This window comes from Sulfitobacter indolifex, assembly GCF_022788655.1.
GTDB lineage: Bacteria > Pseudomonadota > Alphaproteobacteria > Rhodobacterales > Rhodobacteraceae > Sulfitobacter > Sulfitobacter indolifex.
Map to the genome: position 1 here is coordinate 1,517,882 of NZ_CP084951.1, position 20,271 is coordinate 1,538,152.

The window sequence follows — 20,271 nt, forward strand, 5'->3', positions numbered from 1 at the left end:
TGCAGATCAAAGCGGCCTGCGTCCCAAGGGTGTAGGCCGCAAGACGTAACCCGGAGCCAACCGCCCATGTCAAACGCCGCCCCCCCGCTTTTCGCCGCGCGTGAGCCGATTTTCCCCCGTCGGGTCAGCGGTTTCTTTCGGCAGTTGAAATGGGTCATCCTGATCCTGACGCTGGGGGTCTATTATATCACCCCTTGGATACGCTGGGACCGCGGCCCGAACCTGCCAGACCAAGCCGTTCTAGTCGATCTTGCGGGTCGGCGTTTCCATTTCTTCTGGATCGAGATTTGGCCCCATGAATTCTATTTCGTGGCCGGTCTGTTGATCATGGCAGGGCTTGGGCTGTTTCTGTTCACCTCCGCTCTGGGCCGAGTTTGGTGTGGTTACGCCTGCCCACAAACCGTCTGGTCAGACCTCTTCATGACCGTCGAGCGCTGGATCGAGGGCGACCGCAACGCGCGCATCCGTCTGCACAATGCCCCGTGGAGCTTGCGCAAGGCGCAGCTGCGGCTGACCAAATGTGCGGTCTGGCTGGTTATTGCGGTGGCAACGGGCGGCGCTTGGGTCTTTTACTTTGCTGATGCGCCCAGCTTGGCGCGTGACCTCGTGACCCTGCAGGCGGCACCCGTGGCCTATGCCACCATCGCAGTTCTCACGGCGACAACTTTCATTTTTGGCGGTTTCATGCGCGAGCAGGTCTGCATCTACATGTGCCCTTGGCCGCGCATCCAAGGCGCGATGATGGATCCCGGTACGCTCACCGTAGGCTATCGCAAATGGCGGGGGGAACCGCGGGGTAAGGGTGGGGTGAAACGTCAGCAAGCAGCGGCCGAGGCGATTGGCAGCGGCGATGCCGTGGCGCGCTATGGCGCGGCGCTGGATAAGAACTCCGCCGGAGGCCGCCAGTCGCGCAGTGGCGAGGTGTTGGGCGATTGTATTGACTGCAACGCCTGCGTCGCGGTCTGCCCCATGGGCATCGACATCCGCGAGGGCCAGCAGATGGAGTGTATTACCTGCGCTCTGTGCATTGATGCCTGCGATGATGTGATGGCCAAGATCGGACGTCCACGGGGGCTGATTGACTACCTCGCGCTGGATGATGAGCCACCGACCGCACCCCGGCAAAGCGCCGCCGTTGCGGGATTGGCCGAAAGCCCCGCGGGGGATGTTGCCGGGGCCACGCAGTCCCCGTGGCAGCCCAAACCGCTCTGGCAGCACATCTTTCGCCCCAGAACGATCTTTTACACCACGGCTTGGGCCGCCATCGGGGTGGCGCTTGTGGTTGCGCTATTCATCCGGCCCGAGATCGACATGACCATCGCCCCGGTTCGCAACCCAACGTTTGTGACCCTGTCCGACGGATCAATCCGCAACGCCTATGACATCCGACTGCGGAATAAACATGGCGAGGCGCGGGATTTCCGATTGTCGCAGGTGGGCGATACCGGTCTGCAACTGGTCCTTGAGGCCGCGTTGGATACGGTGGTCAAAGTGCCCGCTGATACCAGCCGTCTACAACGTGTTTATGTGATCGCCCCCCCGCAAACCCGCGCCGCCGGGCAGTCGCGCAGTGATCTGCGCCTCTGGGTTGAAGACATCACGTCGGGCGAGCGGGCGTACGGAAATACCATTTTCAATGGAAAGGAAGGTCTCGATGAACACAGTGCAGACTGAACGACCGCTTACCGGATGGCACGTCTTGGCGATGTTCGTGGGCGGTTTCACAATCATCATTTCGGTGAACATTGCTCTGGCGGTCAGCGCGGTGAAGACCTTTCCGGGCAAGGAAACAGACTCCAGCTATGTCGCCTCGCAGAATTTTGACACGGACCGCGCAGCACAGGAGGCATTGGGTTGGGCCGTCCAGACGGATTTGACTGAGGCAGCCCTGCGGTTGGCGGTGCAGAATGCGGGGGGCGCTGTGGTAAAGCCCGAGATCGTCACGGCGACATTGGGGCGCGCGACGACTGTCGCCGATGATATAACGCCTGAGTTCAAATGGGATGGCCGGGCGTGGACTGCTCTGGTGACTGCCGGGCCGGGGAACTGGAATTTGCGGATCGAGATGCGCGCCGCTGATGGAACACTCTTTCGCCGCCGTATCCCTCTGAGAGTTGTGCGATGACCCTCGCCGCTTGTCCCGGCTGTGTTGCGGTGGCCCCCTCGGTCGAGGCTGCGGCGAACAAAGGATCGGGCGGCGCGGCCGCTCTTCATCTTGCCCTGCCGCAGATCCGGTGCGCGGCTTGTATTGCCGGGGTGGAAGGGATTTTGGCCAAATTGCCCTCGGTTCAGTCGGCACGGGTGAACCTTGGGGCCAAGCGGGTCCGCATTGTTTTAACGCAGGGGCATGATGCAGATGGAGCGCTGAAGGCGCTCAATGATGCGGGCTTTGAGGCGCATGAGTTGGACGCCACGGCCCTGCGCCCGGCGGGTGATGACACAGGCCGCCGCCTGCTGGCCCGGGCCGCTGTGGCAGGCTTTGCCATGATGAATGTGATGGCGGTATCTGTCGCGGTCTGGTCTGGGGCGGGCGATATCACGCGGGTGATGTTTCACTGGGTTTCTGCGGCTATCGCACTGCCCGCTTTGGCCTTCTCAGCGGTGCCCTTCTTTGCTTCGGCAGCCGTGGCGCTGCGGGCCGGGCGGATGAACATGGACGTGCCAATCGCGCTGGCGATTCTGCTGGCGGCGGCGACCTCACTTTATGAGACCTTCGCGGCAACCGGCGCGCATACGTGGTTCGACGCGGCGCTGTCGTTGACCTTTTTCCTATTGGTAGGTCGCTATCTTGAACACCGCGCAAGGGCCACGGCGCGTTCTGCAGCGGCAGAGCTGACGGCACTGGAATTGCCGCGCGCGACCCGTTTGACCCCGGTTGGCCGCGAAACCGTTGACGTGGCCACCTTGATGCCCGAAGACCGCATCGCTTTGGCCGCAGGTGCCCGCGCGCCGGTGGATGGCATCGCGCTTGGTGCCGCGATGGTCGACCGATCGGCCCTGACAGGGGAGGCGGCGCCCATCGTCTTGATGGCAGGCGACCCGGTCTGCGCGGGCGAGGTGATCCTCGGCTCTCCGCTTACCCTGCGCGTCGTGCGTCGGGCCGAAGACAGCACCCTGCGCCGTTTGGCGGCTTTGGTCGAAGTGGCCGAAACCGGCAAACACCGCTACAGCGGGATCGCGGATCGGGCCGCACGGCTTTATGCGCCGGTGGTGCACGGGCTGGCGGCTGCGGCATTTGTCGTTTGGTGGGGGCTGACGGGGGATCTGCATCACGCGATTGCGGTGGCGACGGCGACGCTTATCATCACCTGCCCCTGCGCATTGGCGCTGGCCATCCCGGCAGTGACAGCGGCGATGACGGGGCGGCTGTTCCGCGATGGAGTGTTGCTGAAGTCCCCGACTGCGCTGGAGCGATTGGCCGAAATCGACACGGTTTTGTTCGACAAGACGGGCACGCTGACGGAAGGTGTGGCGCGGCTGCCCGAACTTGATGCAACAGCGGCTTCGGTGGCGCTTGGCCTTGCACGGGCGTCGGACCACCCGGCTTCGCGTGCATTGGCCGCCGCACTTCACAATCACCTGCCCGCGGACTTGAGCGAGCTTCATGAGGTGCCGGGCGAGGGGGTCTGCGGCTTATGGAGCGGGGCGCAGGTGTGGCTGGGCAGGGGGCAGGACGGGCCAGAGCTTCACTTGCCCGACCGTTGCATTCCCTTGCCGCTTCTTGAAACCCCACGCCCGGGCGCCGCAGAAGTGGTCCAAGCGCTTCGGGGGAGGGGTCTGAATGTGGCTATGGTTACAGGCGACACAGAGGCGCGCGCTGCTGCACTGGCCGCGACGCTGGGGATTGATAGGGTTCATGCCGGTGTCCGGCCTGAGGACAAAGCCGATCTGGTGCGCCAGATGGCGAACCGCGGCAAGCTGGTGTTGATGGTGGGCGACGGGCTGAATGATACGGCTGCCCTTGCAGGGGCGCATGCCTCTCTCGCGCCGGCCACGGCACTTGATGCGGCGCGGGTTGCCTCTGATGGGGTGATGCTGGGCGGCGATCTCTGCGCTATCGATGAGACCTTGCGATTGGCCCGCCGGGCGCGCAGCCGCATTCGTCAGAACTTGGCTTTGGCTGCGGCCTATAACGCAGTGGCGATCCCCGTGGCCGTCATGGGCTATGCCACGCCGCTGATGGCGGCGGTGGTGATGTCGACCTCTTCCATCCTTGTGGTTCTGAATGCGGTGCGCCGATGAACATCCTGATTGTCTTGATACCTGTCTCCGTCTGCCTTGGCGCGGCAGGGCTTGCGGCCTGCCTGTGGACGTTGCGCCATGGTCAATACGATGACCTTGAAGGCGACGCCGCGCGCATTTTGTTAGAGAACGATATGCCCACTCAGGCGGAAGGTCTTCCGCCAGAGATGGACAAAGATGAGATGCCATAACGTTCGGACCAGGTGGCAATCCGCGCGTGGTCTACGCCGTCGGTGAAGTCGAGAAAACGCCTCTTAATCAGCAACCTGAGACGCCGCGATGTCGCACATTAGTCTTGCAACAGGGCGCGGAACGCCTCGGCCAAATCCGCTTGCCTGTAGGGTTTGCGCAGTATGGCGAAAGCGTAATCTTCCTCCTTCCCCCGCAGTATGTTTTCGGAGAACCCCGAGGTGATCAATATCCGCAGATGCGGCATCTCTTGGGCGACCCGCGTGGCCAAGGCGTGACCAGAGAGGTCACCGGGCATCACCAAATCGGTAAAGACCACGTCAATATCGTCTCGCGACTTTAACGTTTCCCAAGCGGCATCGCCGGTTGTCGCTGTAACGCATTCAAAGCCCAAGGTTTTTAGCCGCGTTTCAGACAGCCGCAAGACCATCGGATCATCTTCAACCAAAAGCACGCGCAGGCCAGCGCCGATTCCGGCATGATGCTTAAGGTCGTCGCCCGGCGCGGGGTTTTGCCGGGCGGTGTCTACGAGGGCGGGGAAGTATAGGCTGATCGTCGTTCCTTTGCCCAGTTCGCTGTAAATCGCGATATGCCCGCCGGATTGTTTGATAAACCCATAGACCATCGACAGGCCCAGTCCGGTCCCTTGACCAACGGGTTTGGTTGAGAAGAACGGCTCCATCGCCCGGGCGCGGGTTTCAGCAGTCATGCCTTCGCCCGTATCGGCGATCGACAGACGAATGTAGTTGCCCATGTCGATGCCAATTTCTTGCGCGACATAAGTGTCGTCCAATTGCATGTTCCGCGTCTCTAGGGTTATCTTTCCACCCGACGGCATGGCGTCTTGCGCGTTGAGCGCAATGTTCAAGACGGCAGTCTGAAGCTGGGTCGCGTCGACTTTGGCCTGCCACAGATCATCTGCAAAGGCAGTCTCGACCGTGATATGCGCCCCGATGGTCCGGTTTAACATCGCCACCGCCTTTGAGACTTCGGCATTCAGATCAATGACTTCGGCATTTAATGTGCTTTTGCGGGCAAAGACCATAAGCCGAGAGGTCAGGTCTGCGCCAACCTCAGCCGCTTCCAGAGCGTCCGAAATCAGCGCGCCGCTTTTTGCAGCGGTCTCAGACATCTCTAAAAGCTCAAGATTGCCAATCACAACGGTCAGCAGATTGTTGAAGTCATGGGCAATGCCACCGGTCATCTGGCCGATGGCGTCCATTCTTTGCGAGCGGGCGGTTGCCTCTTCGGCGGCCTTTCTGCGGGAGAGATCATGCATGATGCCGACGAAGGCGACCTCGCCAGAGATATCGGCGCGACCTACGGATAAATGCAGTGGGAAAACGCTGCCGTCGGCGCGGATGCCTTCTACATCGCGGCCCACGCCGATGATCCGCTTCTCGCCGGTTTCAAGGTGGTGGCGCAGGAACCCGTCGTGCTGCACGGCCATCGCATGGGGCATGAGCATACGCACGTTTTGGCCCACCAACACACCGACCGAATGGCCGAAAAGCATCGCTGCCGCCTTGTTCACGCGCAGGATATTGCCCGCGTGATCGGCCACAACCATCGCGTCAACGGCAGCATCCAAAAGGGCCAGCAGGACGGGGCTTTCATCGTTGATCTTCATGCAAGGTTTCCGTCAGTGATGGGCGTGGAAAACAGCAAACACGCGCGGCCATATATGTGCAACCTATCCGATAGCGCGAAACAGGGCAGGGCTGCAATGTGCACCGGGGGAGCCTTAACCTCGCTGCTCCTTGCACACCCTCGACGCGCCTACCATTGGATTGCTTCCAGATAGTTCAGGAGATTGGCAAAATCGGTTTCCAGCACCTCTCCGTCAGCGCCGCCATTCGGGTAGACGTGGCGCAGCCCCACGGCCGAGAAGTCAGGCATGGGAGAGCTGGGGTCGTCTTTTTCCAGTTGCCCCATGACAAAGCGGCTGACGAATTCCCGGGGGAAATATCCATCATTGCGTTGTTTCAGCCCGGCCAAATCTGGCGGGACAACATCCAAGTGCAGTGAGGCAGGACCAGCCCCTTCGGCCCGCGCGCCGTGGCAGGCGGCACATTCCTTTGCATAGACACGCTGGCCTTCGCGTACCCTATCGGCATCCTCCGCCGGGCCGTCTGAACAGGCGGAGAGAAGGGCGCCGGAAAGTCCGACGAGGGCGATGAAGCGAAAGCGCATAACGGGGTCTACCTTTGGATCAGGGGGCGTCATTCGGAGAATTAGTGAGACAAAAGGACAGCGCATGTATCTTGCTCGATCAGCGTCCGCGTGGTGCCGCCAAAGACCATTTCACGCAAGCGGGAGTGGTCATAGGCGCCCATAACGATCAGGTCTGCCCCGGCCTCTTTGGCGCGTTTCATAATGGCCACCCCGATTTCCTGCCCACCGCTTGAATATTGCTGAACCGCGACGCGGCATCCTTGATGGGACAGCCACGCCGCCACGTCTGTGCCGGGGTTCTCGCCGTCATCGGAGGACGTCGAGACCGGATCAAAAAGCGCCACAGTAACCTCTCGTGCCCCGCGCAATATTGGCAACGCGGCGCGGAGCGCCCGGGCGGCTGGAATACCTGCTTTCCACGCAACAAAGACTGACTGAGGAGATAGGGCTGCTTCGACCTTTGTGGCATTCAGCACCACGGGCGCGGCAGAATCGAACAGGGCCGCGTGCATGATGTCGTCGAACAAGCGCTCGTCCTTGCGAAGATCGTCCCCCATAACAAGTGCATCGCAAGTCAGCCCCGCCCGCGCCACTGCATTTCGAAGGCCTGAAACCTCGCCACAAACCGCGCGCACATCTGCGCTCGTGCCTTGGTCAGCAAGGTATTGAGACATCTTCTCGCGCCGCACATCAAGGGCTTCGCGTGCCGCGTCCACATCCGCTTGCCAACCTGTTGGCAGAGAATAGGAACTCAGCTCTCCGATGCCGATGGAATAAACCGGAACAGGGGGGACTTCGCTCAACAGCAAAACGATAAGATGTGCGCTATGTGCTTGTGCCACCTGGCTGATCGGTCCCAGTTGATTTGGCTGGGCATCGACCCCAAGAACGACGGTGAGTGTTAAATTCTGCATTGCGGCGCTCCTTGTGTGGCCACGTTCAGCATGACGTGGCCGTGGGGCAGCAGCATTGATCTGGATCAACTAAAAACGCGCAGGTCATCGCGCTGCTAGAGATGTTGGCTCGCTAAAACCGTGTGCATGGCGCCGCCACGATGGGTTCCACTCTACCTTAACGGAAAACGCCGAAGGTGGCGGTTGTGCTCGCCAATAGGACGGACGATATGATAGGTTTGCATTCTATGCACAGTGGCCAGACCGGCTAAGGTAGGACGAAAGCTGAGATATTTGCATTGGGCGGTAGCACTTTGCCGTAAGAGAACCGCGGAACTCATGCCGTCGGCCCCGCCCGCAAATGCTGCCTCTTTGCGCCGGTTTAGAACCACGGTATAGGAATGCCGTCTATGTTTTTTCGGACCGAATGGAGAGCAGGATGTCTACAGTTGAACGTTGTGCCGTCAACACCACCGGGTCTGGCGACGAGGCTATCGTATTTTTGCACGGCTACGGTTGTGACAGTGGCATGTGGCGCAAGGTGGCCCCAGTTTTTGCGAAGGATTCCCGTGTCGTTACCTATGATCTCATGGGGTACGGGAAGTCTGAAACGACGCATTATGACATGGCCCGCTATGCCACATTGGATGGTCATGCGGATGACTTGATCGCGATATTGGATGAACTTCAATTGAAGGACGTCGTTGCCGTCGGCCACTCTGTAAGCGCGATGACAATCGGGCTCGCCGCCACACGTCGCCCGGATTTGATAGGGAAACTGGCTATGATTTGCCCGTCACCCAGTTATGCTAACGATAACTCCTATGTCGGCGGCTTCGAGCGGAGCGATCTTGTTGGGCTGCTGAATGTTCTCGATGTAAATTATTTGGGGTGGGCGCAAGAGATGGCGCCGCAGATTATGGGGGCAGCAGACCGTCCAGAACTCGGCCATGAATTGACAGATAGCTTTTGCCAAACGGATCCGGATATCGCGAAACATTTTGCAAGGGTTACGTTTCTCAGCGACCATCGTAACGACGTGAGGGCGATTGCACAGCCTACCTTGGTATTGCAATGCAAAGACGATATTCTGGTGCCACCCTCTGTCTGGACTTGGTTGACAGAAAATATGCAGGATGTGGAGTTGACGGTGCTGGACGCAACGGGTCACTGCCCACACATGAGCTATCCAGAAGAGACAATAAAGGTGCTTGCTGACTTTGTGCGGCCGCGCATCAATATATGAGCGATAGTTCCGAATGTCTGACGGATTTTGACCAATGGCCTTGCGGTCTTGCGGTCATGGACGCGTCGGGTCAACTTGAAAAAACGAATGCTTTCCTTCGGCAGTGGCTGGGTATGGATGCTGCTGAGCAGGGCAGTGGCGTTCGCTTCGTGGATATTTTGTCGCGGGCGGGTCGCATTTATTTCGAAACGCATCTGCGCCCACTTCTGCTCGTGAACGGTCACTTTTCTGAAGTATCTCTTGAGCTTGAACGCCCTGACGGCACGCGCGTGGCTGTTTTCATGAATGGGCGTGCGACCTTGTCAAAGGGTCGCATGGTGAGTGCCCAGTTCAGCATGTTCCGCAATGAGCAACGCCAAGCGTTTGAACATGAACTGGTGGCAAAGCGGCGCGAAAGTGAAGCGTTCAAAGTGCTCGTCGGATCGTCACCCTATGCCATCATGTCGGTGCGCATGGACGGGACCATTCGCGCATGGAATCCTGCTGCCGAGCAATTGTTCGGCTACTCCGAAGCAGAAGTCATCGGACAGAAATTTGACGAGATTTTGGTGCCGCCAGATGATCGGAAAGGTCTCGGGGACGATTTGCGGCGCATTACCTCTGGCGAGACTGTGAGAAGTGAGACGGAGAGGCTCCATAAGGATGGTCACCGGGTGCAGGTGGAACGAAGCATTGCAGCCATTCATGATGTGACCCAAGAGTATAGTGGCTTTGTCGCAACCTACAGCGACATCAGTGCACGCAAGGCATCTGAGGCTCATATTCAAACCCTATTGCAAGAAGTTAATCACCGATCCAAAAACCTGATTGCGGTCGTACAAGTTATCGCCCGGCAGACAGCGCGCATGTACGAAGGATCAGAGTTTTTTTCAGCGTTTAGCAAGCGTTTGGCCAGTTTGACGTCAAATCAAGATACCCTGCTTAATAGTCGGGGAAACCATGCTGATTTAGAAACGCTGGCCCGATCCCAATTCGCACATCTAGTTACCCCCGAAGACCCTCGTATAACGGTAAGTGGTCCGACTGTTCAGATGAACGAGGCTACATCCCAAGCTATAGGTATGGCACTTTTTGAGTTGGCAACAAACGCTGCCAAATATGGCGGGTTATCCAAGGATACTGGCTCGGTCACTCTGTCTTGGGTGGTTGCGCAAGGACCGGACCCGAAACTCGAAATTTCTTGGGTTGAATCAGGTGGACCGCCGGTTTCTGCACCGGAAAGAATGGGCTTTGGTTCTCAAGTGACCGGCCCTATTCTCCAAGGAATTACGTCAGGAGAAACACAGCGTGAATTCCACCCAGACGGATTTCGCTGGTTTTTCAGCGCACCTCTCGTAAAGATGACAGAGTAGAAGTTACTGAGTAAGTTTTTAAACTTCTGCATGATAGTCCTTCTCGGCTCCAAGCTCCGCCCAGCGGGGCTTTGTCGTTTTGAACCATCCCAATTCGCGCGCCTTGGCGTAATTGGCGCAGTCGGGTGGGCAGAGAAGTCGTCAAGCTAAGCCGAAATTGGGCATTATCATCGGTATCTGCCCATCTGGGCGGATTGCACAATACTACATAATTTCAGGAGTATAGTGGCGGAGAGACAGGGATTCGAACCCTGGGAACCCGTGAAGGCTCAACGGTTTTCGAGACCGCCCCGTTCGACCACTCCGGCACCTCTCCGCGGGGGTCTGGGTGGCCCGTTTAGTCGCGTTTTCTGGCAGTGGCAAGAGGGGTTTTGCGCATCAAGGGAAAGTTAGGGGTTTTTCATTGCGCCGGGGCATGGAAGGCCTAAGTTCAAAGGGAGTATTCTTCGAAAGGACAGCTCATGTTCCGTCAAAATCGTTCAATCGCTGCTCCGTTGCTCATGGCATTCGTCGTGTTGGTTGCACTTGCCCTCCCGCTGCGCGCAGCAGAGCGCGGAGCGTTGGAGCGCTTTTTGGAGGTGACCGGTTTTGACGTCGCGTTGGACAGCATCCGGCTTTCTGCCGATTCTGCCCCTGAAATGCTGGGGCTGCAGACCGAGGACTTCGGTTCGGAATGGTCTCGTTTGGTGCAGGACGTGTTTGATACCGACCTGATGCACGGTATGGCCATGGATATTCTGGCCGAAACATTAAGCGACGATCAACTGGAGCACGCGGCTGATTTTTACGCCAGCGATCTTGGCAAGCGTTTGGTCGAAGTTGAGAACAAAGCGCATATGACCGAGGATGACGGATTAAAGGCTGAAAGCGGTGCCGCGATTATCGCAGGGCTCGCAGGAATCGAGTCCCCGCGGTTGGAGACTTTGCGGCGGCTCAACGTGGCGAGCGATGTCGAAGAAATCTCGGTCCGGGCCATACAGGAGGTGCAGATACGGTTCCTTCTTGCAGCTGCCGGGGCCGGGGTCATCGAGTTGCAGATGGAAGAGCCGGATCTGCGTGAGGCGATGCGCGCACAGGCAGATGAATTGGGCGCCCAAATTGCCGAAAATGCGCTGGCCAATGGCGCTTATACCTACCAATCCTTTTCGGATGATGACCTTGAAGCCTATGCCGAAGCGCTGGAGCATCCGAAAATGCAGCAGGTCTATACGCTGATGAATGCCGTTCAATATGAGATCATGGCCAATCGTTTTGAGGCTGTGGCCGCCCGTTTGGCCGCCATGCAGCCCAGTCAGGACCTTTAATGCGCGCGTGGTTCTTCGCGCCCGTTTTGTGGCTTTTGACGTTGCCCGCTTGGGCAGATGCGCGAATGACCGTGCTTGTCGATCTATTGGAGCTTCGGCAAGCGGCGGCGATTCTTAGTGACGAGGGGCGTGCCCACGCGGATGCGTTGAACCAAGACATGTTGGGCGGGCAGGGCGGTCCGGGCTGGCAGATGCAGGTCGATCGCATTCACGATGCAGACCGGATGGTCGAGATGGTCCGCCGCGCGCTCGAAGAAACGATGCAGCCCGCCGAGGTAGAAAGCGCGATCGCCTTTTACGCATCGGACTTGGGCGGTCGGATCATCGCTCTTGAGAACGCCGCCCGCGCCGCCATCTCTGAGCGTGAAGTTGAGCAGATCGCCCGGGCCAACTACGGCGTGCTGGCAGGCGATGATGATCCCCGAATTAAGCTGGTTGGCCGATTGATCGATGCAGCCGACATGGTCGACCGTAACGTAAGCACGGCCTTGAACAGCAATTTTCAGTTCCTGCGCGGAATGCGCGATGGTGGCGCTTTGGAGGACAGCGATGAAGAGCTGCTGGCCGATATTGGCGCCGATCTGGACGCGGTGACCGAAGATACCTCTGTCTGGGTGTACGCCTATATGTTGCTGGCCTATTATCCACTGGATGACGCCGAGGTTGCGCGTTATGCCACCTTTGCCGAAACAAGTGCGGGACGCGCGTTGAACCGCGCGTTGTTCGATGGTTTTGGCCGAGCATATGAGGATACTTCCTATGCCTTGGGCCGGACGGTGGCGTTAAATATGGTGGCTGAAGACCTTTGACAGTCGTCTTGCCGCTGAGCCCGAAAACCTGCTTGACTTAAGCCCCCATTCCGAAGATAAGCCCGCATCCCGGCGGGTAATCCGTCTTAGGGATTGATTTTTAATGACGCCCCATGGGCGCGCTGTTCGAGGCGGATTGGCTAGAAGGCCATTCCACAACACCCACCGGGGGCCACAGAACGCGGATGACAGAAAAGGAAGACGCATGTTTGCGGTCATCAAGACAGGCGGCAAGCAATACAAAGTACAATCCGGCGATATGCTGCGGGTTGAACGTATTGCGGCCAATGCTGGCGAAACAGTCCAGTTTAACGAAGTGCTGATGCTGGGCGGCGATAGCCCCGTGCTCGGCGCGCCTATGGTTAAAGATGCAGGCGTTCAGGCCGAAGTCGTTGACCAGATCAAAGGCGAAAAGGTTATCAACTTCGTCAAGCGTCGCCGGAAGCACTCTTCCAAGCGTACCAAAGGTCACCGTCAGAAACTGACCTTGATCAAGATCACCGACATCCTGTCCTCGGGCGCGGATAAGTCGGGCGTTGCTGCTGCCATCGGCACCGGCTCCGTAAGCGCTGCTGCTGTTGCTGCGATCACCGGCAAGTCCGATGACGCTGCAAAGCCAGCCAAGAGCAAGAAGGCTGTCGCACCTAAGGCGAAGGCCGAGAAAGCCGCGCCGAAGGCCAAGAAAGCCGACGCGGGTTCCGACGACCTGAAAGAGCTGAGCGGCGTTGGCCCGGCACTTGAGAAGAAGCTGCACGAAGCGGGTATCACCTCCTTCGCTCAGATCGCAGCATGGACCGAAGCGGATATCGCTGAAGTTGACGAGAAACTGTCTTTCAAAGGCCGTATCCAGCGTGAAGGCTGGGTCGATCAGGCCAAAGAAAAGACCAAAGGCTAAGGAGAGACCGAGATGGCACATAAAAAAGCAGGCGGTTCATCCCGTAACGGGCGCGACTCAGCTGGTCGTCGCCTTGGCGTTAAGAAATATGGCGGCGAAGCCGTTATCCCTGGCAACATAATCGTGCGTCAGCGCGGCACCAAGTTTTGGCCAGCCAACGGCGTTGGCATGGGCAAAGATCACACGATCTTTGCAACCGTCGACGGCGCTGTGACCTTCCACAAGGGTCTGAAAAACCGCACGTTTATTTCGGTTCTGCCACGCGCGGAGGCCGCTGAATAAGCCGTACCCCAAAGGGTTTGAAAAAATCAGGGATCGGCGATACCGCCGGTCCCTTTTCTTTTTACGGGAAGCTTCCCATGTTTTCATTATCAGTTAATGGGCCTTTCACGCTCGAACGCGGTAAAGCGCTCAGCGGGGCAAAAACGCGTAGATTTGGCGAAAACGTTACATTCGGTTGGGAGGAATATACCGGATTTAACTTAGACTCGGTGTTCGGGGGCTCGGCCACCCATTTAGGCCATACCCCGATATTCAGTCTGTTCGGAGGAGGAACATGACGATGCAGATGGACTCAATAGTTAACCAACCCTTGATTGAAACCGATCGATTTGACCTACGCCCGGTGCGCCGCTCGGATATGGGACTGATTGAGATGTATGCCAGCGACCCGCGCGTGGCCAAATCGACATCTTCGATCCCGCATCCGCTGCCGCCCGGCAGCGTCGAGGCCTATATCACCCGGGCCATGGCTGATGACAGGGAAGAAACTGTCTGGGTCATGGATGGTACGCGCGAGGAAAGCTCTGAAGTCATGGGGGTAATTTCCCTGACCCGGCTTGATCGCAACCAGTCCGAAGTCGGCTATTGGGTCGCTCCCGCTTTTTGGAACACCCATCTGGCGTCTGATGCAGTGCAGGCGCTGGTCGATGCCAATCCTTTGGGCAACGACGCGCTTTTTGCCTCTGTTTTCCACGACAACCCGGCCTCGGCCAAGGTGCTGACCAACGCCGGATTTGTCTATCTCGGCGACGCGGAAATCTATTGCTTGGCCCGCGATGCTGCCGTACCCACATGGACCTATAGCCGCAAGCTATAGGACCGTTTACCGCGCCTGAAAGGCAAGACCATGAAGTTTCTCGACCTGTGCAAAGTCTACATCCGATCCGGTGGCGGTGGGGGCGGCTGCGTGTCGTTCCGGCGCGAGAAATACATTGAATATGGTGGCCCTGACGGCGGCGATGGCGGTACGGGCGGCTCGGTTTGGGCCGAAGCGGTGGATGGCCTCAATACGCTGATCGACTTTCGCTACCAGCAGCACTTCTTCGCCAAGAACGGCCAGCCCGGCATGGGCAAGCAGCGTACCGGTAAGGATGGCGACGACATCATCCTGCGTGTGCCCGTAGGCACCGAGATTCTTGATGAAGATCAGGAGACGGTGATTTGCGATCTGACAGAACTGGGCCAGCGCGTGCAATTGGCGCGTGGCGGCAACGGCGGTTGGGGCAACCTGCATTTCAAGTCGTCCACCAACCAAGCACCGCGGCGCTCGAACCCCGGCCAAGAAGGTGTCGAACGCACGCTTTGGCTGCGGCTGAAACTGATTGCGGATGTTGGTCTTTTAGGGCTCCCGAATGCGGGTAAATCGACCTTTTTGGCGGCCACATCGAATGCGCGGCCTAAGATTGCAGATTACCCTTTCACCACGCTACACCCGAATCTTGGGGTGGTCGGCGTGGATAACACAGAATTCGTCGTCGCCGATATTCCCGGCCTTATCGAAGGGGCATCCGAAGGCCGCGGGCTTGGCGATCTTTTTCTTGGCCACGTAGAGCGTTGCGCGGTGTTGTTACACCTGATCGACGGCACATCTGAAACCGTTGCAGAAGACTGTCGTACCATCATCGGCGAGCTGGAAGCCTATGGTGGTGAACTGGCAGAAAAACCGCGTGTAACTGTGTTAAACAAAGTTGATGCTTTGGATGAAGAAGAGCGCGCAGAGCGTTTGAAAGAATTGGAAAAAGCCTCAGGTGGCGATGTCATGATGATGTCCGGCGTGGCCGGTGAAGGCGTCACAGAAGTGCTTCGGACTCTGCGCCAAAACATCGACGATGACCGTCTGCGTTACCGCACCTCTGAGGAAGAAGAGACTTGGCAACCCTAAGCACCGCCCGCCGTGTCGTTATCAAGATCGGCTCCGCGCTTTTAGTCGACCGCAACAGCGGCACCTTGCGCCGTGATTGGCTAAGCGGTTTGGCGCAAGATGTGTTGTGGCTCAAAGGGTTGGGCTGCGATGTTGTACTGGTTTCGTCAGGCTCCATCGCGCTTGGCCGCGGCGTCTTGGGTTTGCCGTCGACCGTCTTAGCGCTGGAACAGGCGCAGGCGGCGGCAGCGGTTGGGCAAATTCGCCTGGCCCGCGCCTATGAAGAGGTTCTGGAGCCCCATGGTATCACCACGGCACAGGTGCTTGTGACGCTCGAAGACAGCGCCAATCGGCGCCGCTACCTAAACAGCCGCGCGACGCTGGAGCAGTTGCTTTCCCTCAGCGTGGTGCCGATTGTCAACGAGAATGACACGGTTGCCACCGACGAAATCCGCTTTGGTGACAACGACCGTCTTGCCGCGCAGATTGCTGTGACGGTGGGGGCGGATCAGTTGATCCTGCTGTCAGATGTTGACGGTTTCTACAGCGCCAATCCCACGCAGGATCCAGACGCGAAGCGCTATGATGTGGTCGACACGATCACGCCCGAGATAGAAGCGATGGCAGGTGATGCGGGGTCTGGCCTGTCAAAAGGGGGCATGAAGACCAAGTTGATGGCGGCGCGCACTGCGACGGCAGCGGGTTGCGCGATGGCAATCACCGACGGATTTGTCATGCGTCCGCTTTCTGCTTTGGAGGCCGGGGCAAATGCCACTTGGTTTAGCGCTCAGAGCGATCCGCAAGCTGCGCGCAAGCGCTGGATTGCAGCGATGAAGCCGCGCGGCGGGGTGACCCTAGACGCGGGTGCGGTCTCTGCTCTGGCACGGGGGACTTCTTTGCTGCCAGCAGGGGTGACGGCGGTCGCGGGCAAATTTGAACGTGGTGACAGTATCGCCATGTTCGACCCCGCAGGCCATGCTGTGGGGCATGGCCTTAGCCGCTATTCTGCGGAGGAGATCAATCAGATCAAAGGCCGCAAGAGCACAGAGATCGAAGCGATATTGGGCTATCCGGGGCGCGCGGCGCTCGTCCACCGGGACGACATGGCGCTATAGACGCAAGCAACATCAAGACAGGGACATAAGGCTATGAATGAAATCGAAAATATTCCCGAATTGATGGCCGATATTGGCGCCCGCGCCCGAACGGCTGCGGCGCAATTGGCCACAGCAAGTGCAGAGCGCAAACACGCGGCGCTGATTGGCGCTGCCGAAGCTGTTTGGAGATGCCGGGCTGAGATTATCGACGCCAATGCCAAAGACCTTGAGTATGGCCGCGACAAGGGCCTGTCAGACGCCATGATGGACCGCCTGATGCTCGACGAAGAGCGCATTCGTGGCATGGTCGACGGATTGCGGTCCGTCGCGGAACAAGCTGATCCTGTTGGTGAAATCATCGCGGAATGGGACCAGCCGACAGGGTTGAACATCCAGCGCGTGCGCACGCCCTTGGGGGTTATTGGCGTCATCTATGAATCGCGCCCCAATGTAACCGCCGACGCAGGGGCGCTCTGCCTCAAAGCGGGAAATGCGGTCATTTTGCGCGGCGGATCTGAGAGTTTTCATTCGTCCCGCGCGATCCACCGCTGTTTGCAGCAAGGGCTTCGAGATGCCGGCATGCCCGAAGATGCGGTGCAACTGGTGCCAACGCGCGACCGCGCTGCGGTGCGCGAGATGCTTACCATGACCGATACCATTGATGTGATTGTGCCCCGTGGTGGCAAGGGGCTGGTTGGCCTCGTTCAACGAGAGGCTCGGGTGCCTGTCTTTGCTCACCTTGAGGGGATCGTGCACATCTACATTGATGCCGACGCCGACCCAGAAAAAGCATTGAAGGTGGTGTTGAACGCCAAGACACGGCGCACCGGTATCTGCGGCGCGGCTGAATGCCTGTTAATCCACCAAGATATCGCAAAAACAATTGGGCAAGGCGTGATCCGTGCCTTGATCGATGCGGGCGTCGAAGTGCGCGCCGATACGGGTTTGCAAGATATTACCGGCACGGTGCCAGCGCATGAGACTGACTGGGGGCAGGAATACCTCGACATGATCGTTGCGGCGCGCTCGGTACCGGATGTCGGGGCCGCCATGGCCCATATCGGGAAGTATGGGTCGGGTCATACGGATTGTATTTTGACGGAGAACAGCCAAACCGCGGCTAAATTCTTGAACGGGCTGGATTCCGCAATTCTGATGCACAATGCATCGACCCAATTCGCCGATGGCGGCGAGTTTGGGATGGGGGCAGAGATTGGGATCGCTACGGGCAAACTTCATGCGCGTGGCCCAGTGGGGGCCACGCAGTTGACGAGCTTTAAGTATATTGTACGCGGTGACGGGACGGTGCGCAGCTAACGCTTAAAAGGACAGGGTCAGAACCGTTTCCGTGTTAGTCAGGCTGATTTCTTTGCCTTGCGCCCGGGCAAGGATTGGCAGCAGCGCGAATTGAACCTGCGCGGGCTGAAGCTGCAGGTCTTGATCCACTTTGGACAGCAATGCCCAAAGCTCAGGCTCTACGGCGATTTTATCGGCTTCAGCTTGCAGGCGCCATTTGCCTGCCTGCTCGGCAATGGTGATAAGCCCCCCATGATGCAAAGCCGTTTCCATACACATGAGCGAAAGGAATGCCATCCGCACACAGTCACGCGACTGCGGAGCCGTGATTTGCCAATCAATTTCGATCCGTGTGTCGGTGTAAAGGTCGCGTAATATCGACGTCACCTCACCTTGGCCCATGGCCTGATCACCAGAGGCACCAAAGGCTATGCGGAAAAAGCGAATGCGCGCAGAGGCGCTTTCCACGCTTTGGCCAATCAACTCAAGCTCTGGCCCCGGAGCGGCCCCGGTGCCCGCCATGTTGAGCAGTTCTAGGCCGTTGTTGATGGCACCGATGGGCGATATTAAGTCATGGCAGATACGGCTGCCGATAAGCGCAGGTAGGTCGAGATTAATTGGGCCCATCATGGCCTCCCTGAATGATTGGAAAAGGCATGGATGATCTAAATGCGCTGCTGAGCCCCGGCATGTTGGTCATGCATCCGCAACACCCCGAATGGGGCGCGGGCCAGGTACAAAGCAACATTGGCGGCAAGGTGACGGTCAACTTTCGTGACCAGGGCAAGATGGTCATAGACAGCTTTCGCTTGGAATTAATACCGGTCTTTGATGAGGGATGACCCTTTCCAAATCCTTAATGGTGGAGCAAATTTTCAGTTATGCAACTATAAGGAGAGTACCTGAGTGCTGTCGATCTGGCAAGTGTTGCGCCTTGGGGTCTGATTGCCTATCAGGCAGAAACTTTCTTTTGGGCACAGGATTGGCCGATGCCGCGGGGCGTTGCAGCAGATTTTCAGGTCAGACTGGCGCAAACGGACGCCGATGTGCAGGCCGCGCAACGGCTGCGCTATGAGGTCTTTGTTCAAGAGCTGGGTGGCAGCGGCGCGATGGTGGATCATGCGGCGGGGCTGGAGCAGGACCGGTTTGATCCCTTCTTTGACCACCTGCTGTTGACGGATCTACGGAACGGTAAACTGGCTGGCGTCTACCGGGTGATGCGTGCAGACATGGCGGCGCGGGCAGGAGGCTTCTACTCAGAGGCTGAATATGACCTGACGCCGCTGGTTCAATCAGGGCGCAAGCTTTTGGAATTAGGGCGATCTTGTCTCGACCCGGCTTACCGGGGTGGTGCTGCGATGCACCATCTTTGGGGCGCATTGGCACGCTATGTGGCAGAGCATGAGATCGAAGTTCTGTTCGGCGTGGCGAGCTTTCATGGCACCGATACGGCTACCTTAGCCGAGCCGCTCTCGCTGCTGCATCACCGGCACCTTGCGCCGCCTGAATTGCGCGTGCGCGCCCGGGAATTTGCACCGATGGACCTGATCGCCGAGCCCGACCTCGACCGCCGCAAAGCCATGCTTGCAGTGCCCAGCTTGATCAAGGCCTACCTCCGGCTGGGAGGGTGTGTGGGCGAGGGGGCATATATTGACCGCGCCTTCAACACCACGGATGTTTGCCTGATCCTTGATACGAAACAGATGAGTGCGCGCCAATCGCGGATTTACGGCGGGAGCGCTGCATGACCACAACTTGGGACAGTGACCAGCCACCGCCCAACCTGCGCCTAACCCTCGCCGGCACGCTGAGGGTGGTCCTACGCGGTACGCTCCTCGCGCTTTTGGTTTTTGGCGGCCTTTTGATCTTGTTGTTGCTACGGTTGATCGAGCGGCCGATCTTTGGGCTGCACCGGCCCGTGACGCCTTTTATCACGCAGACCGTCTGTCGCGCGGCCTTTTGGGTACTGGGAATGCGCTTTTTCCGGCAAGGCATACCGATGGAGCGGCGCGGCGCGGTAGTGGCAAACCATACATCATGGCTGGATATTTTCGCGCTGAATGCGGCAAAGCGGATTTACTTTGTCTCTAAATCCGAAGTGGCAGGGTGGCCCGGCATCGGTTGGTTGGCACGGGCCACAGGCACCGTATTCATCCGCCGCGACCGGGCCGAGGCGCGCAGCCAGACCGAGGTCTTTCGCACCCGGTTGATGGCAGGGCATAAGCTGTTGTTCTTTCCCGAAGGCACCAGCACCGACGGGCTGCAAGTGCTGCCCTTTAAGACGACGCTCTTTGAGGCCTTCTTTGATCCCGAACTGCGCGAAGAGATCGCGGTGCAACCGGTGAGCGTGATCTATCATGCGCCCCAGGGTGAGGACGCGCGCTTTTACGGCTGGTGGGGGGACATGTCTTTCGGGGTGCATCTGCTTACGACATTGGCCGCGCAAAAACAGGGGGCGGTTGAGGTGATCTATCACCCAGCCCTGCCCGTGGCAGATTTCGCGGGCCGCAAAGCACTGGCGCAAGCCTGCGAAGCGGCAGTGCGGGCAGGGCATAGCATCGGTCAGACTAGCCACCAATAAGCCCCTTGCGCTACGACGCATGCTGGCATATACGCGCCCCACTTGAACC

The 20,271-nt window shown here is 58.6% G+C and carries 21 protein-coding genes and 1 tRNA gene; 17 read left to right on the top strand and 5 right to left on the bottom strand.

Translation table 11 applies throughout. From position 1 onward, the window contains the following. Positions 1 to 66 precede the first annotated feature (66 nt). Genes ccoG through ccoS form a run of 4 tightly spaced genes read left to right on the top strand, consistent with a single transcriptional unit; the run spans position 67 to position 4,433 of the window. Positions 67 to 1,674, top strand: coding sequence for a cytochrome c oxidase accessory protein CcoG (ccoG, locus tag DSM14862_RS07370; protein ID WP_007119621.1), 1,608 nt, complete (start codon positions 67 to 69; stop codon positions 1,672 to 1,674). Continuing rightward, on the top strand, positions 1,655 to 2,125 hold the full coding sequence (locus DSM14862_RS07375; protein ID WP_007119622.1) for a FixH family protein: 471 nt from the start codon (positions 1,655 to 1,657) through the stop codon (positions 2,123 to 2,125). The genes ccoG and DSM14862_RS07375 overlap by 20 nt, the downstream gene beginning before the upstream one ends. After that, complete coding sequence (locus DSM14862_RS07380; RefSeq protein ID WP_007119623.1) at positions 2,122 to 4,242, top strand: heavy metal translocating P-type ATPase; 2,121 nt, start codon at positions 2,122 to 2,124, stop codon at positions 4,240 to 4,242. The genes DSM14862_RS07375 and DSM14862_RS07380 overlap by 4 nt, the downstream gene beginning before the upstream one ends. Then, the gene (ccoS, locus tag DSM14862_RS07385) at positions 4,239 to 4,433 is read left to right on the top strand and encodes a cbb3-type cytochrome oxidase assembly protein CcoS (RefSeq protein ID WP_007119624.1); all 195 of its coding nucleotides are present in this window, start codon (positions 4,239 to 4,241) and stop codon (positions 4,431 to 4,433) included. Before DSM14862_RS07380 ends, ccoS begins: the two co-directional genes overlap by 4 nt. Positions 4,434 to 4,531: 98 nt before the next feature. Here the strand turns inward: ccoS and DSM14862_RS07390 are convergent, their stop codons facing one another. The 3 genes from DSM14862_RS07390 to DSM14862_RS07400 all read right to left on the bottom strand — a co-directional run bounded on the left by DSM14862_RS07390 (position 4,532) and on the right by DSM14862_RS07400 (position 7,520). After that, positions 4,532 to 6,061, bottom strand: coding sequence for a PAS domain S-box protein (locus tag DSM14862_RS07390; RefSeq protein ID WP_007119625.1), 1,530 nt, complete (start codon positions 6,059 to 6,061; stop codon positions 4,532 to 4,534). A gap of 149 nt (positions 6,062 to 6,210) precedes the next feature. Continuing rightward, on the bottom strand, positions 6,211 to 6,624 hold the full coding sequence (locus DSM14862_RS07395; protein ID WP_007119626.1) for a c-type cytochrome: 414 nt from the start codon (positions 6,622 to 6,624) through the stop codon (positions 6,211 to 6,213). 41 nt (positions 6,625 to 6,665) lie between these two features. Then, a complete protein-coding gene (locus tag DSM14862_RS07400; RefSeq protein ID WP_007119627.1) occupies positions 6,666 to 7,520 on the bottom strand; it encodes a universal stress protein in 855 nt (284 codons plus the stop codon). 418 nt (positions 7,521 to 7,938) lie between these two features. Between DSM14862_RS07400 and DSM14862_RS07405 the strand changes: the two genes are divergently transcribed. Together DSM14862_RS07405 and DSM14862_RS07410 are read left to right on the top strand one after the other, a co-directional pair. Beyond that, the gene (locus DSM14862_RS07405; protein WP_007119628.1) at positions 7,939 to 8,745 is read left to right on the top strand and encodes an alpha/beta fold hydrolase; all 807 of its coding nucleotides are present in this window, start codon (positions 7,939 to 7,941) and stop codon (positions 8,743 to 8,745) included. Further along, a complete protein-coding gene (locus DSM14862_RS07410; protein WP_007119629.1) occupies positions 8,742 to 10,097 on the top strand; it encodes a PAS domain S-box protein in 1,356 nt (451 codons plus the stop codon). Before DSM14862_RS07405 ends, DSM14862_RS07410 begins: the two co-directional genes overlap by 4 nt. A 226-nt stretch (positions 10,098 to 10,323) precedes the next feature. Here DSM14862_RS07410 and DSM14862_RS07415 read toward each other — a convergent pair. Next, a tRNA-Ser gene (locus DSM14862_RS07415) sits at positions 10,324 to 10,413 on the bottom strand. A gap of 145 nt (positions 10,414 to 10,558) precedes the next feature. On the opposite strand from DSM14862_RS07415, the gene DSM14862_RS07420 reads away from it, so the two are divergent. From DSM14862_RS07420 to DSM14862_RS07455, 8 genes are all read left to right on the top strand, one after another. Next, positions 10,559 to 11,401 (top strand): DUF2059 domain-containing protein, encoded by an 843-nt coding sequence (locus tag DSM14862_RS07420; RefSeq protein ID WP_040701141.1) that lies wholly within the window; start codon positions 10,559 to 10,561, stop codon positions 11,399 to 11,401. Then, the gene (locus DSM14862_RS07425; RefSeq protein ID WP_007119631.1) at positions 11,401 to 12,210 is read left to right on the top strand and encodes a DUF2059 domain-containing protein; all 810 of its coding nucleotides are present in this window, start codon (positions 11,401 to 11,403) and stop codon (positions 12,208 to 12,210) included. Before DSM14862_RS07420 ends, DSM14862_RS07425 begins: the two co-directional genes overlap by 1 nt. Before the next feature lie 205 nt (positions 12,211 to 12,415). Then, positions 12,416 to 13,105, top strand: a complete 690-nt coding sequence (locus DSM14862_RS07430) for a 50S ribosomal protein L21 (protein WP_007119632.1) — start codon at positions 12,416 to 12,418, stop codon at positions 13,103 to 13,105. Positions 13,106 to 13,117: 12 nt separating this feature from the next. Then, complete coding sequence (gene rpmA, locus DSM14862_RS07435) at positions 13,118 to 13,387, top strand: 50S ribosomal protein L27 (protein ID WP_007119633.1); 270 nt, start codon at positions 13,118 to 13,120, stop codon at positions 13,385 to 13,387. 280 nt (positions 13,388 to 13,667) lie between these two features. After that, positions 13,668 to 14,204 carry a GNAT family N-acetyltransferase gene (locus DSM14862_RS07440; protein ID WP_007119634.1) on the top strand — a complete coding sequence of 179 codons (537 nt, stop codon included), beginning with the start codon at positions 13,668 to 13,670 and terminating at the stop codon, positions 14,202 to 14,204. 30 nt (positions 14,205 to 14,234) lie between these two features. Continuing rightward, on the top strand, positions 14,235 to 15,269 hold the full coding sequence (obgE, locus tag DSM14862_RS07445; protein WP_007119635.1) for a GTPase ObgE: 1,035 nt from the start codon (positions 14,235 to 14,237) through the stop codon (positions 15,267 to 15,269). Beyond that, positions 15,257 to 16,363: a glutamate 5-kinase gene (gene proB, locus DSM14862_RS07450; RefSeq protein ID WP_007119636.1), complete on the top strand. Its 1,107-nt coding sequence runs from the start codon at positions 15,257 to 15,259 to the stop codon at positions 16,361 to 16,363. Before obgE ends, proB begins: the two co-directional genes overlap by 13 nt. A 33-nt stretch (positions 16,364 to 16,396) precedes the next feature. Further along, positions 16,397 to 17,662, top strand: coding sequence for a glutamate-5-semialdehyde dehydrogenase (locus DSM14862_RS07455; protein ID WP_007119637.1), 1,266 nt, complete (start codon positions 16,397 to 16,399; stop codon positions 17,660 to 17,662). Positions 17,663 to 17,665: 3 nt separating this feature from the next. On the opposite strand, the gene DSM14862_RS07460 is transcribed toward DSM14862_RS07455, so the two are convergent. Beyond that, positions 17,666 to 18,271, bottom strand: a complete 606-nt coding sequence (locus DSM14862_RS07460) for a histidine phosphotransferase family protein (RefSeq protein WP_322790845.1) — start codon at positions 18,269 to 18,271, stop codon at positions 17,666 to 17,668. A gap of 26 nt (positions 18,272 to 18,297) precedes the next feature. On the opposite strand from DSM14862_RS07460, the gene DSM14862_RS07465 reads away from it, so the two are divergent. The 3 genes from DSM14862_RS07465 to DSM14862_RS07475 all read left to right on the top strand — a co-directional run bounded on the left by DSM14862_RS07465 (position 18,298) and on the right by DSM14862_RS07475 (position 20,222). After that, entirely contained in the window at positions 18,298 to 18,483 is a 186-nt protein-coding gene (locus tag DSM14862_RS07465; RefSeq protein ID WP_007119639.1) for a DUF3553 domain-containing protein, read from the top strand. Positions 18,484 to 18,630: 147 nt separating this feature from the next. Continuing rightward, positions 18,631 to 19,389: a GNAT family N-acetyltransferase gene (locus DSM14862_RS07470; RefSeq protein ID WP_007119640.1), complete on the top strand. Its 759-nt coding sequence runs from the start codon at positions 18,631 to 18,633 to the stop codon at positions 19,387 to 19,389. Next, positions 19,386 to 20,222: a lysophospholipid acyltransferase family protein gene (locus DSM14862_RS07475; protein ID WP_007119641.1), complete on the top strand. Its 837-nt coding sequence runs from the start codon at positions 19,386 to 19,388 to the stop codon at positions 20,220 to 20,222. Before DSM14862_RS07470 ends, DSM14862_RS07475 begins: the two co-directional genes overlap by 4 nt. Positions 20,223 to 20,271 lie beyond the last annotated feature (49 nt).

Bases quoted from the DNA above. Each gene is read 5' to 3' on its own strand.
- DSM14862_RS07410 (WP_007119629.1), top strand. From the start codon at position 8,742: ATGAGCGATAGTTCCGAATGTCTGACGGATTTTGACCAATGGCCTTGC.
- DSM14862_RS07395 (WP_007119626.1), bottom strand. From the start codon at position 6,624: ATGCGCTTTCGCTTCATCGCCCTCGTCGGACTTTCCGGCGCCCTTCTC.
- ccoG (WP_007119621.1), top strand. From the start codon at position 67: ATGTCAAACGCCGCCCCCCCGCTTTTCGCCGCGCGTGAGCCGATTTTC.
- DSM14862_RS07465 (WP_007119639.1), top strand. From the start codon at position 18,298: ATGGATGATCTAAATGCGCTGCTGAGCCCCGGCATGTTGGTCATGCAT.
- DSM14862_RS07455 (WP_007119637.1), top strand. From the start codon at position 16,397: ATGAATGAAATCGAAAATATTCCCGAATTGATGGCCGATATTGGCGCC.
- ccoS (WP_007119624.1), top strand. From the start codon at position 4,239: ATGAACATCCTGATTGTCTTGATACCTGTCTCCGTCTGCCTTGGCGCG.
- DSM14862_RS07475 (WP_007119641.1), top strand. From the start codon at position 19,386: ATGACCACAACTTGGGACAGTGACCAGCCACCGCCCAACCTGCGCCTA.
- DSM14862_RS07460 (WP_322790845.1), bottom strand. From the start codon at position 18,271: ATGATGGGCCCAATTAATCTCGACCTACCTGCGCTTATCGGCAGCCGT.
- DSM14862_RS07405 (WP_007119628.1), top strand. From the start codon at position 7,939: ATGTCTACAGTTGAACGTTGTGCCGTCAACACCACCGGGTCTGGCGAC.
- DSM14862_RS07420 (WP_040701141.1), top strand. From the start codon at position 10,559: ATGTTCCGTCAAAATCGTTCAATCGCTGCTCCGTTGCTCATGGCATTC.
- DSM14862_RS07430 (WP_007119632.1), top strand. From the start codon at position 12,416: ATGTTTGCGGTCATCAAGACAGGCGGCAAGCAATACAAAGTACAATCC.
- rpmA (WP_007119633.1), top strand. From the start codon at position 13,118: ATGGCACATAAAAAAGCAGGCGGTTCATCCCGTAACGGGCGCGACTCA.
- DSM14862_RS07380 (WP_007119623.1), top strand. From the start codon at position 2,122: ATGACCCTCGCCGCTTGTCCCGGCTGTGTTGCGGTGGCCCCCTCGGTC.
- DSM14862_RS07375 (WP_007119622.1), top strand. From the start codon at position 1,655: ATGAACACAGTGCAGACTGAACGACCGCTTACCGGATGGCACGTCTTG.
- obgE (WP_007119635.1), top strand. From the start codon at position 14,235: ATGAAGTTTCTCGACCTGTGCAAAGTCTACATCCGATCCGGTGGCGGT.
- DSM14862_RS07400 (WP_007119627.1), bottom strand. From the start codon at position 7,520: ATGCAGAATTTAACACTCACCGTCGTTCTTGGGGTCGATGCCCAGCCA.
- DSM14862_RS07390 (WP_007119625.1), bottom strand. From the start codon at position 6,061: ATGAAGATCAACGATGAAAGCCCCGTCCTGCTGGCCCTTTTGGATGCT.
- DSM14862_RS07425 (WP_007119631.1), top strand. From the start codon at position 11,401: ATGCGCGCGTGGTTCTTCGCGCCCGTTTTGTGGCTTTTGACGTTGCCC.
- DSM14862_RS07440 (WP_007119634.1), top strand. From the start codon at position 13,668: ATGCAGATGGACTCAATAGTTAACCAACCCTTGATTGAAACCGATCGA.
- DSM14862_RS07470 (WP_007119640.1), top strand. From the start codon at position 18,631: ATGCCGCGGGGCGTTGCAGCAGATTTTCAGGTCAGACTGGCGCAAACG.